This is a genomic window from Bacteroidales bacterium, assembly GCA_023229505.1.
Taxonomy (GTDB): domain Bacteria; phylum Bacteroidota; class Bacteroidia; order Bacteroidales; family JAGOPY01; genus JAGOPY01.
In genome coordinates this window covers 1-13381 of record JALNZD010000027.1, presented here as the reverse complement: position 1 = coordinate 13381, position 13381 = coordinate 1, and the positions used below count along the sequence as shown (strand labels likewise).

Annotated in this window: 13 protein-coding genes; 1 reads left to right on the top strand and 12 read right to left on the bottom strand. The window is 41.6% G+C overall.

Going from position 1 to position 13381, the window contains the following annotated elements:
- Positions 1-291: 291 nt before the first annotated feature.
- From M0Q51_10580 to M0Q51_10570, 3 genes are all read right to left on the bottom strand, one after another.
- Entirely contained in the window at positions 292-1359 is a 1068-nt protein-coding gene (locus M0Q51_10580) for a permease (protein ID MCK9400421.1), read from the bottom strand.
- 111 nt (positions 1360-1470) lie between these two features.
- The gene (locus tag M0Q51_10575; protein ID MCK9400420.1) at positions 1471-1971 is read right to left on the bottom strand and encodes a sigma-70 family RNA polymerase sigma factor; all 501 of its coding nucleotides are present in this window, start codon (positions 1969-1971) and stop codon (positions 1471-1473) included.
- A gap of 221 nt (positions 1972-2192) precedes the next feature.
- Positions 2193-2420 carry a PQQ-binding-like beta-propeller repeat protein gene (locus M0Q51_10570; GenBank protein MCK9400419.1) on the bottom strand — a complete coding sequence of 76 codons (228 nt, stop codon included), beginning with the start codon at positions 2418-2420 and terminating at the stop codon, positions 2193-2195.
- A gap of 189 nt (positions 2421-2609) precedes the next feature.
- Between M0Q51_10570 and M0Q51_10565 the strand changes: the two genes are divergently transcribed.
- Positions 2610-3734 carry a hypothetical protein gene (locus tag M0Q51_10565; protein ID MCK9400418.1) on the top strand — a complete coding sequence of 375 codons (1125 nt, stop codon included), beginning with the start codon at positions 2610-2612 and terminating at the stop codon, positions 3732-3734.
- A gap of 84 nt (positions 3735-3818) precedes the next feature.
- Here M0Q51_10565 and M0Q51_10560 read toward each other — a convergent pair whose 3' ends face one another.
- The 9 genes from M0Q51_10560 to M0Q51_10520 form a co-directional block, all read right to left on the bottom strand.
- Entirely contained in the window at positions 3819-4457 is a 639-nt protein-coding gene (locus M0Q51_10560; protein MCK9400417.1) for a superoxide dismutase, read from the bottom strand.
- A 231-nt stretch (positions 4458-4688) separates the two neighbouring features.
- Positions 4689-6155, bottom strand: coding sequence for a catalase (locus tag M0Q51_10555; GenBank protein ID MCK9400416.1), 1467 nt, complete (start codon positions 6153-6155; stop codon positions 4689-4691).
- Positions 6156-6179: 24 nt separating this feature from the next.
- Complete coding sequence (locus M0Q51_10550) at positions 6180-6620, bottom strand: transcriptional repressor (protein MCK9400415.1); 441 nt, start codon at positions 6618-6620, stop codon at positions 6180-6182.
- A 232-nt stretch (positions 6621-6852) separates the two neighbouring features.
- The gene (locus M0Q51_10545) at positions 6853-8109 is read right to left on the bottom strand and encodes an NAD(P)/FAD-dependent oxidoreductase (GenBank protein MCK9400414.1); all 1257 of its coding nucleotides are present in this window, start codon (positions 8107-8109) and stop codon (positions 6853-6855) included.
- Between the two features lie 17 nt (positions 8110-8126).
- A complete protein-coding gene (locus M0Q51_10540) occupies positions 8127-8978 on the bottom strand; it encodes a class I SAM-dependent methyltransferase (protein MCK9400413.1) in 852 nt (283 codons plus the stop codon).
- Positions 8979-8987: 9 nt separating this feature from the next.
- On the bottom strand, positions 8988-9215 hold the full coding sequence (locus M0Q51_10535) for a hypothetical protein (protein ID MCK9400412.1): 228 nt from the start codon (positions 9213-9215) through the stop codon (positions 8988-8990).
- Positions 9216-9257: 42 nt separating this feature from the next.
- The gene (locus M0Q51_10530) at positions 9258-10859 is read right to left on the bottom strand and encodes an amidase (protein ID MCK9400411.1); all 1602 of its coding nucleotides are present in this window, start codon (positions 10857-10859) and stop codon (positions 9258-9260) included.
- 141 nt (positions 10860-11000) lie between these two features.
- The gene (locus M0Q51_10525; GenBank protein MCK9400410.1) at positions 11001-12008 is read right to left on the bottom strand and encodes an alpha/beta fold hydrolase; all 1008 of its coding nucleotides are present in this window, start codon (positions 12006-12008) and stop codon (positions 11001-11003) included.
- A gap of 516 nt (positions 12009-12524) precedes the next feature.
- Complete coding sequence (locus M0Q51_10520; protein MCK9400409.1) at positions 12525-13214, bottom strand: hypothetical protein; 690 nt, start codon at positions 13212-13214, stop codon at positions 12525-12527.
- Between the last annotated feature and the right edge of the window lie 167 nt (positions 13215-13381).

The window sequence follows — 13381 nt, the reverse complement described above, 5'->3', positions numbered from 1 at the left end:
AGATAAAAGTTATGATGTAAATAAGGGTTCTTAATATTCATCATAAAATTAAGAAAAAGTGGTTTAAATACATTTTTTGGCATTCATATTCTTCACATATTTGAGTTATCAAGCCAAGTTGTGCTTAGAATAAGCAAAGCTTCGCAAAGAGCGATTTCTATTTATGGGTCATAGACGAGTCCGCATTGACGTCCTGCAAGGGCGATGTGAAAATAGCCCCGGATGAAATCCGGGGTAAGAAAGAGGGTGAATCATTGTAAGTCCCGGGACGACAGATAGACGCATGTTATTTCAATTTACCATATTGAATAACAACCCTGTCAGAAGAGATCCCAAAATCGAAAACGATAAATATAACAGGAAAACTTTGCGACTTGCAATACCCCAAACCGCAACCATTGCAGGCAAAGTCGTTACCGGCCCGGCGATTAAAAATGCAAGGGCAGCACCGGGATTCATGCCAAGTTTAAGTAACCCGCTTATTAGGGGCAATGCAGTAATATTTGTCGTATAGGCGGGAATTCCAGCCAGAGTGGCAACAACGACTGAAAAAGCGCCGTCGCCGTTCAAAATATCAATAAGAAAGTCCTGCGGAATATAAAAAGTAATCAGGGCATTGATAAAAAATGCAATCCCCATGAATTTTAGCACCATTGAGGTGGCCTGCCAGGTTTCTTTCAACAGTTTTTTGCAGTTTATTTTCTGGCACCAAAGCACTAAAGCACCAAAACCCACAAAAGTTGTTTGTTTAATATTGACTTTTTGGTGATGTTTAGTGTTTTGGTGATTTGGTGGCATTTCAGTTATTTCAGTACAATGACATGAATTCACTTGTTCTCCCGCAATACAACAATTTACTGCCACTTTACTTTTATTGGAATGATGAAGAGCTGATAACTGGACTACGACATTTTTTGTGCGTAAAATATTTTTACCGAGAAGGCCTTGCTGTACCAGGAGATACGTGATATAACCGGCTGACAGGCTGATTGCAAAGGTGGCCGCCAGCCGCCAGACCGACAATTCCCAGCCAATTGCCGCTGTGCTCAGGAAAAATATTTCGGGATCCATGGAAGGCGAGGCGATCCAGAATGACATGACAGGAGCAAGCGGCACACCCCCGATCAGCAAAGAGGAAATCACCGGGATCACCCCGCAGGAACAAAACGGGCTCAAGGCACCGACAAGCGTTGCAAGTAATATTGAAACCAGGGGTTTTTTGCTCAGCGCTTTATGAATCAGCTTTGCCGCCCCGGTTTGTTGGACTACCACTGCCAGTGGTATTGTTATCAAGAGGTAAGGCCAGATGTGGATGAATGATTCAAGTATGTAGCCTGCTATTTTAATGATCTGTTCCATTTTGATAACTTTTAAGATTAGACACTTCCTTTTTCATGTAGACGGGGTGTCTTCAAAAAAGACGCAGAACATTTAACTAGTGAAAAACAAAAACTTTTCACTTTTCGTTATTCACTCTTCACTCATCTGGCAGCAGCAGCAATTTTTGGGATGGATGTCGAAGACCGTGCCGTATTTATCGAATTGATAATGGCAGCATTTCATCAGCATATTTCTCATCATGATTTTGGCTCTTTGCACCCTTGATTTTGCCCCGGAGTAAGAGATACCGATTTTTTCGGCATACAATTTCTGGCTCATGCCTCCCAGTTCGGTAAGGCACAATGCTTCACAATATTCCGGCGGCAGATCATCCATCATGTTGGCCATATCCCGCAAGGCTTCAGCCATATATTCGGTGGAGGAATCCTGTTCTTCCGTGTCGGGATCGGGCAATTGCTGCTTTTCCTTTTTAATTTTTATAAAATAGTCGGAAATTAAATTGCGCGTTATCTGATAGATCCAGGCCTGGATCTTTGAATCATTCTGAAGAGTGTCTATTCTGGTATGAATCCTGATGAATATTTCCTGCAGCAGATCTTCAGCGGCGGCTTCATCCCGTACTTTATTCAAGATAAATGCTTTAAGCTTAGCGTGCAATTGGAGCCACAGATCTTTTATGTTTTTGCTTTTTACTTTGGATTGTCCGGCGTCCACTGATTTACTTTTTTAATGGGTTTCGATAGATCACCAGTGTTTTACACAGTTTATACACGATACCCTGCCTGACCGGTGAATTGTTGTTACGCAGTTTATCACCAGGCCTTTTTCAATTAACCATCAAAAATAAGGAATTAATCACCAGCCTTAAGGCAATAAACCATCCCTTCCGCACTGCTAAACACCAGGTATCCTGATGAAAGGGCAGGGGAAGAAAAAACGGGTGCCGGTAAGGAAAATTTCCAGGCCAGATCAGGGGTTGAAGCCAGGTCTTCAATTGTTCCGCGGGCTTGCTGGGAATAACTTATAAACGACTGGGTTGTAAAAGTGCAGATGAGTATGGTAAGAATAAGCGTTCGCATTTTTTTTAATCAAAAATAGCTATTAAATAGATACTTTAATTAACCACAATAGGCACAATAGAGCACAAGAGAAAAACACATAGAATCTATTGTGTTAATCAATATGTTCTATGTGCCTATGTGGTGAATAAAATAAACCTTCCATCTTCGAAATAATCTTTAGATTTGGCTGATTAATTAAAAGATCTGATGCGATATCTAAAACAACAAATCATACTCTTCTCCCTCCTTGCCCTGTCTCTCGCCCTTATGAGCTGGGGCTATACCGGGCATTATAAGATTAACAACTGTGCTTCCCTTTCGTTCAACCTTGAAATGGAACAGTTCATAGCCTGGGCCACTACCCTTGCCGAACATGCTTCAGACGCCGACGACCGTAAGGAAACCGACCCAAACGAAGGGCCGCGGCATTATATCGATATCGATAACTATCCCGGGTTTCTCACAGAAGGAAGGATTCCCCAGACATATGATTCAGTGGTAGCTTTATATGGAGAGTCCTTTGTGATCGACCAGGGGGTATTGCCCTGGGCAACGCTGACGACCTATGATTCGCTGGTGGATTGTTTTCTCCGCCGCGACTGGGCGAAAGCGGTCCTTTTTGCATCCGACCTGGGGCACTATGTGGCTGACGCGCATATGCCCCTGCATATTACCCGGAACTACAGCGGACAATATAGCGGCAACAACGGCATCCATTCACGCTATGAATCGACCATGATCAATGCTTACATAGGCCAGATCAATTATCCGGGAGATGACATCTCATTTGTCACAGATGTGAACGGGTATGTTTTTAACTACCTCTATTCAAATTATACTTATGTCGACTCAGTGATGGAAGCGGATGATTATGCCCGGGGTGTGGCAGGGAATACATCATCTTCTGAATACAAACAAGCCCTGTGGGAGAAATCAATGAGTTTCACCGTGCCTTTGTTCAGCCGGGCTTCCCATGCGATGGCGGAGTTGATCTATTCGGCCTGGACAGAAGCCGGAAAGCCGCTCATCAACGCTTCGGGCTTATTTGATCCCATTGCCCGGAGGAATGGCATCCATCTGCAAATTACGCCGAATCCTTTCAAGAAATATGCACGCATTCAGTTTACACTTCCCGAAAGTTCGGAAGTACACCTGCAGATAGTTAATGTTTTCGGGATTGCCATAGCAACAATCGTTGACAGTTGCCTTTCCAAGGGCAGCCATGAATTTACCTGGGATACATCATGCCTTCCCTGTGGGATTTACTTTTTATCCATGGAAGCCGGAAAGGTAAGAGAGGTCAGGAAAGCAATCAGGATTGCGATAAACTAATTAATACTGTCGACCGGTGGGGTTCCCAGTTCGCGGTTCGCGGTTCGCAGTTCCCATGCCTCCATGCTTCCATGCCCCCATGCTCTACTTCGCCGCGGCAAACCTCTTACTGACCTCTTCCCAGTTGATCACGTTCCAGATGGCATTCAGGTAATCACCGCGTTTATTCTGGTATTCCAGGTAATAGGCATGCTCCCAGACATCGATGGCGAGGATCGGTGTGCCGGGGAATTCGGCAATGTCCATCAAGGGATTATCCTGGTTTGGTGTCGAACAAATAGCCAGCTTGTGATCTTTCGTAACATAAAGCCAAGCCCAGCCTGAACCAAAGCGGGTGAGCCCGGCGTTGTTGAGCTGGGTCTTCATGTTGTCAAAATTCCCGAAAGCGATTTTAATGGCTGTTGCGAGCTCACCGGTCGGCTGCCCGCCCCCCTTTGGAGAAAGATTGGCAAAATAAAGATTATGGTTATAAACGCCCCCAACATTATTGCGGACCTTTATATCGAACTTTTTGGTACTGGCCATAATCTGTTCCAGCGTCATCTTTTCGGCTTCAGTGCCTTTGACGGCTGCGTTCAGGTTGTTTACATATGCCTGCAGGTGCTTTGTGTGATGGATCTCCATCGTTTGGGCGTCAATATACGGTTCCAGGGCATCATAGGCATAGGGCAGCGGGGTAAGCTGAAAGGGGCCTGTGACATGTTGTGCCTTTGTAAATGGCATGCTGAATGCCAGGGAAATGATCATTGTAAGAAACAACGGTGTTTTTTTCATTGTATTAGTTTTTCAAAGTATTAAATAATGATCATAGAACATTTCAATTAAAAAAATGTTCAGAATATAGTGGATAATTCAGAGGCATGGGGGCATGGTAGCGGGGAAGAATTTAACCTTCTCTGCGACTCAGCGCCTAAGCAGTAAAAAATACTTTTGAGACAGCTTCAAATAAAACGGTCAGGGCTTAAAGGTAAAATTAAGTCCTTGCGCCACTTTTGCGGCAAGTTCAGCATCTGCCTTATGAAAATGGTTCAATTGCCGTAAAATGATTTCATCCCGCTTAGGACCGGCAACGCCACTCATCGCACCGATAAAATTATTGATCGTGTTATGGCGTTCCTGCTCAGTCATAACTTTCCTGAAAAGCAATCCGGGCTGAGTGAAATGGTCGTCGTCATTTTCGTTGCGGTTGTAAGTATCAGCAACATCCCATCCGAGCTTTAAAGGTGGTTCTTTATAGTTTGGATCAGCCACGATATCGTCAAAGCTGTTCGGAAAATAATTGGGACTGCTGCCACCATTGCCATCCACGCTCATCATACCATCCCGCTGGTGGTTATGTGCCGGGGAAATGGGTCGGTTAACGGGGATTTGCTCGAAATTCGGTCCCAGGCGGTGACGATGTGCATCGGGATAAGCCAGGATACGGCCCTGCAACATTTTATCCGGCGACAAGCCTATACCGTCGATGGTGTTGGAAGGTGCGAAAGCGGCTTGTTCCACATCGGCAAAATAGTTTGCCGGAATTTCATTGAGTTCCAGGACACCGGCATCTATCAATGGATACTCTGAGTGCGGCCATATTTTCGAAAGATCAAACGGGTTCCAGCGGAAAGTCTTTGCCTGGGCTTCAGTCATTACCTGGATTTTCATGTTCCATTTCGGGAAATCGCCTTTGCCGATGGCTTCAACCAGGTCGCGCTGCGCCCAGTCCGGATCTTTGCCACGCATTTCATCGGCCTGTGGACCAGAAAAGTTTTTGATTCCCTGCTGTGTTTTTAGATGGAATTTTACCCATACCCTTTCGTTTTTTGCATCGATCATTGAGAAAGTATGACTGCCGAAACCATGCATGTTACGGTAACTATAAGGTGTCCCGCGATCACTGAAGAGGATCATTACCTGGTGGAGGCTTTCCGGGTTCAGACTCCAGAAATCCCACATCATGGTGGGGCTTTTCAGATTGGTTTTCGGGTCACGCTTTTGTGTATGAATGAAGTCGGGAAATTTCTTGGGGTCTTTGAGAAAAAATACCGGGGTATTATTTCCGACCAGATCCCAGTTACCTTCTTCCGTATAAAACTTCACGGCAAACCCCCTGGGGTCCCGTTCGGTATCGGCACTGCCTTTTTCACCGCCAACTGTAGAGAAACGGATAAGTATGCGGCATTCATTGCCAACTTTACTGAACAATTTAGCGCGGGTGAACTTTGTGATATCATAGGTAATGGTGAATTTACCGAATGCGCCTGTTCCTTTTGCGTGGACAACCCGTTCGGGAATCCTTTCGCGGTTGAAATGGGCAAGTTTTTCATGCAGGTGAAAATCTTGTAAGAGGATTGGGCCCCTTGGGCCGGCGGTCATACTGTCTTCATTCTCGAAGAATGGCCTGCCTGAAGCTGTGGTCAGTTTTTTCTTTGCCATGTTTATATATTTTTAAATGATTAATTAAGTGTGATTTTTAAAGTTTTTCGAATCGGTAAACTTCCCGATGATCTGAAGTTTGATGTCCTCAATCTTAAAATTGGGGATATCCTTGTTTTTGAAATAGTTGTCGATCAATTGATTAAGTTCCTGGTCGTAAAAATCTTCAATCCGTTCCGATTCAGAACTATATAAATGGTGATGCTTTTCAAGGATGGCATCGTATCTCATGATGTCTTTTTCGGTCTTGACCTTTTTTATCATTCCTTTGCCGACAAAGGTCTCAAGAGTCTTGTAAACCGTTCCCGTTGCGATGTTAGGGTGATTAGTCCTGATGTATTCATTAATCTGGTCTGCCGTAGGGTGGTTTTTCAATTCGCTCACTGCTTCGAGAACAGCCAGGCGCTGGGGCGTGACTTTCAAGCCATTGTTCTGAAGAAGGCTTTTTATCCGATCAGTTTTCATGGAACACTTCTTAAATAAGAATAATTCTTATATAATAATGAACAAAGATAAAATATTTTTTATGTGGATTTCAAAATAAAATAAGTTTTCTCATCACTTGAAATTTTATTTTTACTTTTCAAAGGAAGCATGGAGGCATGGAGGGATGGATTTCAGTTCAAAATGCAAGGTTCAAAGTGCAAAGATGAACTTAAAACCTTTGAACTTGAACTTTGAACTTTGAACTTTGAACTTATTTATCCTGGTTCTTCTCCTGCAATATCAATCTAAGTGAAGTGTCCTTTGTGAAATAGTTTATGGCCCAGTTAAAAAAGACAATCAGTTTATTCCGGATGCTTAATATCAGCATCAGGTGCAGGAACATCCATACAAACCAGGCGAAATATCCCTGAAACCGGATGAATGGCAGATCGACGACAGCCTTATTTTTACCTATCGTAGCCATTGAACCCATATTTCTGTATTCATATTCCCGTAGCGGCTTATTTTTCAGCAATGATTTAAGATTTTTTGCCAGGTTCCTGGCCTGGTTGATGGCTACATTGGCAACCTGGGGATGACCTTTGGGGTAAGCAGGTGTTTCCATATAAGCTATATCACCTATAGCATAAATATTCGAACAGCCTTTTACCAGGTTATGCCTGTCAACAATCATGCGGCCATTCAGAACTATAACTTTTTTATCAATTCCTTTGATGATATTCCCGGTAACACCGGCAGCCCATATTACACGCCTGGTTTTTATGGACTCACCATTATTCAGCGTTATTATTTTTCCATCGTAATCACTCACAAATACATTGGTTTTTACGATAACACCCATGGTTTTCAAATATTTCTCAGAAGTATTTCTTGCCATGTTGCTCATGCTGTTGAGCGTATGGCCACTTCCTTCCAGCAAAATAATTTTAAGATTTTTAAAATCGATTAATGGATAGTCTTTAGGCAGGATGTTTTTTTTGATCTCGGCAAAAGCACCGGCCAATTCAACACCTGTTGGCCCGGCACCTACTATGACAATGTTCAGCAGGTACTCTTTTTCACTTTCATCAATAGACAACAGGTCTTCAAAACTTTGAAGAATAGTGTTTCTTATTTTTATAGCATCATAGGTTGTCTTCAGGCTGAACGTGTTTTTCTCCAGGCTTTCAATTCCAAAAAAGTTGGTTTTACACCCGGTGGCTAATACCAGGAAGTCATATTTAAAGCTTCCGATACTAGTGCTGATGGTATTTGAAGGCGGATCAACACTCAACACTTCAGCCATCCTGATCTGCGTATTTTTCCTTTCCTGGAATATTTTCCGGAACGGGAAAGAAATGCTGCTTGGTTCCAACTGTGAAGTGGCAACCTGATAGAATAAAGGCTGAAATTGGTGATGGTTTAGTTTGTCGATGAGCAAAACATCAAACAAATCCTGGTCCAGGTGTTCAATCAGTTGTATACCTGCAAATCCCCCACCTACAATGATGACTTTTTTTCTTTCCATTGGTTCAGTGCAATTTTTCATTTCCCAGCTTGAAACAGGTAGAACATGTATTTCTTATATTTCCTGAAAAGTTCACCATTCCTTTGGCCTGTAAAATGTTTATTCTCCATCTTACTGATTTTTTTCTTATAAAACTTTCTGACAAATTTTATAATGGCAGGAAAACGATCTTCGCCCAGTGCCCAGGCAGAAGTCCAGACAGGCTTCAAAACTTCTGTATTTAATTGATTGACAATATCGATAGTTAATGAGGTTTCCGCAGTAATGTCTTTTTCGACTAATGTTTTTATGGCATAGGATTCTTTGAATTTAAGCCATTGATAATAATCATGCCCTCCACCCAATTTGGATTTTCCATCAGGATCAGCGTTAAAAAAGTCACTAACCATAATATAACCGCCTGGATTTAAAAGTTCAAGTGCTCTTGGGATAGATTTATCCATAGGGATGTATTGAAAGCTTTCACTAAACAATACCAGGTCATATTTTTTATCCGTGATAATGTCTTCAAATTTACACTGAAAGAAATCAACCTTATCGCCCAATAACTTCTTTGCATAGGCTGTCAAAATCTGACTGGGTGATACACAATCAACTTTAAAGCCTTTTGCTAACAGTTGCTGAGCTGTTTTTCCGGAGCCGCATCCGACATCTAATATTGTTTTTGTGCCTTTGGGAATATGAGAAAATAACAATTCAGCATAATTTTCATGGGCTTTCTTAAGATTAGCAGCATCTGCCTCAAGCCCGTCAATAAAATACCCATAATGCAAATACTCAGTTTTCAGGAAAAACTTAAATACCAATAACCCTAATTCTAATCCTACTTCTTTTGAATCTACTTTGTGATTTTTCTTTTTTGCAGACATACTATTTATTTAAGAACCGTTAATTTTAGCAAATCTTATCTCGTTCCATAACTTATCCTGCTTGAATATAGATTTTTGAAAAACAATGAACTCTTCAGCATGCTCAAGGGTGTAGGGGTGGGGAAAGCCATCCCTGAGATTACGGCTGATATTCTCGTTATTGGCAAGTTCTGCCAATCTATCACAATCAGTTTTATAAAATCCCCTGAGTTTTATATCTCCTGATGTTAATTCCATGTCATCCGACAATATTTATATTTCAAAATTAGGAGTTAATAATTAATCAGTCTTTATAAATTTCGGAGCTTTCCTGATTTTCGTGCCCTGTTCAAACCCGTAAGCGATTTCCAGCAGGATTGGTTCGCTCCATGCCCTTCCGAAAAAGGAAACGCCAACCGGCAATTCATCAATAAATCCCATAGGGACCGTGATGTTCGGATAACCGGCTATTGCAGCAAATGAAGAGTTTCCACCCATGTAATGGTCACCATCGACAAGGTCTGTTTTCCAGGCCGGGGATCCTGTCGGTACCATGATTGCATCAAGACTGTACTCATTCATGAGTTTGTCAATGCCTTCTTCCCTCGTACCTTTCAGCATCGTGGCCAATGCTTCCATATATTCCGGTGATTCCAGGTCTCCTTTCTCTTCAGCCATTTCCAGTAATTTCTGATCAAAATACCTGAGTTCTGTTGAATCTGATTTATTGAAAGCGATCAATTTACTAAGGCTCTTTACGATTGAATCATTTCCCAGGCTTGTAAAATACTTATTTAGCCCGTCTTTAAATTCGAAAAACAAGACCCGTAAAGAAGCCTTTTCCACCGCGGCAGGCAAAGCAAATTCCAATTCAATTACTTCTGCTCCCTGGCTTTTTAAGTAAGCAACAGTTTGATCCATCAGGATATCCACTTTATAATGAAACCCCATGGATTCCTTAAGAAGCCCGATGCGCTTGCCTTTGAGTCCGTCTTTTTTTAAATATTGAGTATAATCGGTTTGATAATTTCCTGCCGAATTCAGTGTTTTACTGTCTGTCGAATCAATTCCGGTTAAACTGCCCAGGCTTATTGCCACATCTTCCACCGTGCGGCCCATTGGCCCTGGTGTATCCTGTGTGAAAGAGATGGGAATGATCCCCGAACGGCTGATCAGTCCGACAGTTGGTTTAAGCCCGACAATGCCATTGTTATTGGACGGACAGACAATCGATCCGTCAGTTTCCGTTCCGATAGCCAGTGCGCAGAGATTAGCTGACACGGCCACCCCTGAGCCGGAGCTTGAGCCGCAAGGGTTCCGGTCGAGCACATAAGGATTTTTGGTCTGTCCCCCGACTCCGCTCCAGCCGCTCGAAGATAAGCTGGCACGGAAGTTTGCCCACTCACTCAGATTAGATTTTGCGATAATAATTGCCCCCGCTTCCTTTAATTTTTTGGCAACCCAACTGTCTTTAAGGGGATAGGAATTCCTTAAGGCAGTGGCTCCGGCCGTAGTTGCCATTTTATCGCGTGTATCAATATTATCTTTCAGGATAATGGGAATTCCGTGCAAAGGCCCCCTGGTTTTTCCGGCTGCCATCTCTTTGTCTAATTCCGCTGCAATTTGCAGGGCATCCGGGTTTATGACGATAATTGAATTAAGTTGTGGACCATTTTTATCTATCGCATCGATGCGTTCCAGGTAAGCTTCGACAACGTCAGTAATGGTAAATTTACCTTCCCTGTAACCTTGCTGCAGTTGGGTAATTGTTATTTCTTCCAGGTTTAGCTGCGCGGTTTGGACAGCTTTCGGATGATCGGCATACGGCTGACAGGAAATGATGGTCACCAGCAGAATGCATATCAGTAATGAATTTTTAATCTTATTGAAACGCTTACACATATTCTGATTTTTATTCAAAGTTACGGGATTATACTATTTAATTGCACGCAGATAAAAGCGAATGCGACGGATTTACGCGAATTTTCGCCCCCTCGCACAATTGGGGAGAAGGGATTATATAGAGGGAGGAAAGTCGGCATATCAATCCAAACCTTTATCATGCAGAAATTTAGATAATAAGTCCGCGATTTCTACATTGTTCAGATCCGAAAATGGAAAGTGTGTATTCCCATGGATGCCTATTTCGGGCAAATGTACCACGGTTACATCACCGCCGTACCGGTTCACGGCATCTCTCCACAATCTGGCCATTTCAAGACGTGCACGCCAACCGTCCTGGCCTGGATTTCCCATCGGTTGGTCGGGGATATTATCCCCATAGTAAATGATGATTGGGATCTTCGTGAGCTTCATAAAATCAGACATCGGTACGCCAATCGCCGCCAACGGGCCTGCAGAACTATGTATGGGAGGAGGCACTTCTCCTTCCGGGAAGATGAAATTGCTGCCGGGTTCATAAGCTACGACAGCTTTTACCTGCTGATTTTTAACAGCTGTCAGCCAACCGGGACCACCTGATTGCGAGTGAGTAACGAGGATTCCTTGCCCGATTTTGTTAAAAAGTTCAGAAACGGCATCCGAAATCACTTCCATGTCAAAAGGCCCGGTGTTGGGTGTCATTTGACGAAAATATTGGTTCAGCGTTTCCGGATCTTTTGCGAACTGAACACCCGGGAAATAATCGGGCCATATACCAATGCGAAATGTACCAAACCACTCCTGCTCATCGGCTGTAGGCGTGATAGTTGCTGCCACGGTACTGCGACCAGCATTACCTCTTCGCGGCTGATCGATGAGATATACCCCGAAACCACGCCTCAGGAAAATATTTTGAAAGCCTTCCCGTCCGTCGGGGGTGGTTTCCCATGTCTTAGAGAACTGCCCAAAACCGTGCCAGAATACTAAAGGAAACTTGCGGGGTTTCTCCGGGATCTGATAGACGATGTACGCATGGTCGCCATGAAAGGTCTGTCCCGCAGGTGTTCGAGTATAAGGGTTAAATGTGCCGGGATTACTAATCACTGTCCCGCCCACAGCAAAGCTTCCTTGTTTCTGAATAACCAGTGACTCGACTCTATCTTTAATCATTACCGTCTTACAAGAAGTGATAATTAAAGTTAAAAATAAAATCGTTCCTGGACATACTAATCTCTTATAATTCGTTTTTATTTTCATTCTGAAATCTGATTTGTTGGGATAGTTGCGGTTAGAAAAATGTTTATAAGTTATAAAAATCAATTTCTTCATTTTTCTGTTTTTTTTGGAATAGAAAATATAAGCCATAAATAATTGCTATATATATTAAAATCTGGTCAAATTTTAATAAAATTAAAACATTATTATTTAATTTTGGTAACTACATACTAAACAAACCCAATCGGGCTTGTTATTTCCATAACTTTAAGAAAATCAGTTGTTTAAAGTGTGTGTTAATCTCCATCATTCCAATTTTTACTTATTTTATTTTCCTGATTTATATTATTATTGGATTGGCAGGCATTGCCCTTTGCGCTTATCCAGTATATACTGGCTTGTATATTATCCAAAATAAGTTTAAGGCAACAATTCTGGTAATATTTGGGTTTTTAGCAAGTTACGGGTGGTTTATACTTTGGGATTGGTTTGCTTCAGTTTGGGTTCAATCTTTATATTATCGTTTAGAGTATCCCCTTTTTTAATAAATTCGGTATAAACAAATAAGATTAAACCAAAAAGAGAGATGTATAACAACAAATCATTTGTCCTTTTTGCTAAAAGATCAGAAGTACTACCTATCACGATCCCGTCTTTTCTATCGTATAATATTATATCCTTATGATAACCCATGATGGTAAAACCATAGTTCCCAGGAGACAAATACTCAATGTTTCCAACTCCTTCAAATATTCTCGGCTCCACCCATTGCAAATAAACAAAACTTGTAAATCTTTGTGCAATATATTTACTATTATAACTATTATTTTTCTTTGTTTTTTCATTTGGATCAAAGGAATTGTTGAATATGATAAAAAAATATTCACAATTCTTTAAAGCGTTTTCTAAACTATCATTATAGGAAATGAATTTAATTTTTACTTTAATATTTTCATTAGGAAGAAATGCGGAACTTGATTTTAATAATATATGCCCCATGAAATTTACATTATCTGACATTGACTGAAATGGTATTTCATATTCAACACCTTTATAATATTGAAAAAATAATTTACTTAAAAAAATAGTAAAAGTTATAACAATAATTACCGATATGTATTTTCGCCAATTTGTTTTCTTCATAGCGGCATATTTTTCCACAATGAAAAATAGATTAAAAACATTGTAATAATACGAATAAATCACTACTGACCGACTAAATTAATATAAAAGAGGGTACTCCCAAATGGTTTCCCCTCAATGTTGTAGTTTTGTTTTGCACCAAAAAACTTCAACATGGGTAAAGATACAGAAATAAAATTAGTCGG

What these genes read in the sequence shown, in the direction of transcription:
- M0Q51_10530 (MCK9400411.1), bottom strand. Translation starts at nt 10,859, where the DNA reads ATGTGTAAGCGTTTCAATAAGATTAAAAATTCATTACTGATATGCATT.
- M0Q51_10545 (MCK9400414.1), bottom strand. Translation starts at nt 8,109, where the DNA reads ATGGAAAGAAAAAAAGTCATCATTGTAGGTGGGGGATTTGCAGGTATA.
- M0Q51_10555 (MCK9400416.1), bottom strand. Translation starts at nt 6,155, where the DNA reads ATGGCAAAGAAAAAACTGACCACAGCTTCAGGCAGGCCATTCTTCGAG.
- M0Q51_10565 (MCK9400418.1), top strand. Translation starts at nt 2,610, where the DNA reads ATGCGATATCTAAAACAACAAATCATACTCTTCTCCCTCCTTGCCCTG.
- M0Q51_10580 (MCK9400421.1), bottom strand. Translation starts at nt 1,359, where the DNA reads ATGGAACAGATCATTAAAATAGCAGGCTACATACTTGAATCATTCATC.
- M0Q51_10560 (MCK9400417.1), bottom strand. Translation starts at nt 4,457, where the DNA reads ATGCCATTTACAAAGGCACAACATGTCACAGGCCCCTTTCAGCTTACC.
- M0Q51_10535 (MCK9400412.1), bottom strand. Translation starts at nt 9,215, where the DNA reads ATGGAATTAACATCAGGAGATATAAAACTCAGGGGATTTTATAAAACT.
- M0Q51_10550 (MCK9400415.1), bottom strand. Translation starts at nt 6,620, where the DNA reads ATGAAAACTGATCGGATAAAAAGCCTTCTTCAGAACAATGGCTTGAAA.
- M0Q51_10525 (MCK9400410.1), bottom strand. Translation starts at nt 12,008, where the DNA reads ATGATTAAAGATAGAGTCGAGTCACTGGTTATTCAGAAACAAGGAAGC.
- M0Q51_10570 (MCK9400419.1), bottom strand. Translation starts at nt 2,420, where the DNA reads ATGCGAACGCTTATTCTTACCATACTCATCTGCACTTTTACAACCCAG.
- M0Q51_10540 (MCK9400413.1), bottom strand. Translation starts at nt 8,978, where the DNA reads ATGTCTGCAAAAAAGAAAAATCACAAAGTAGATTCAAAAGAAGTAGGA.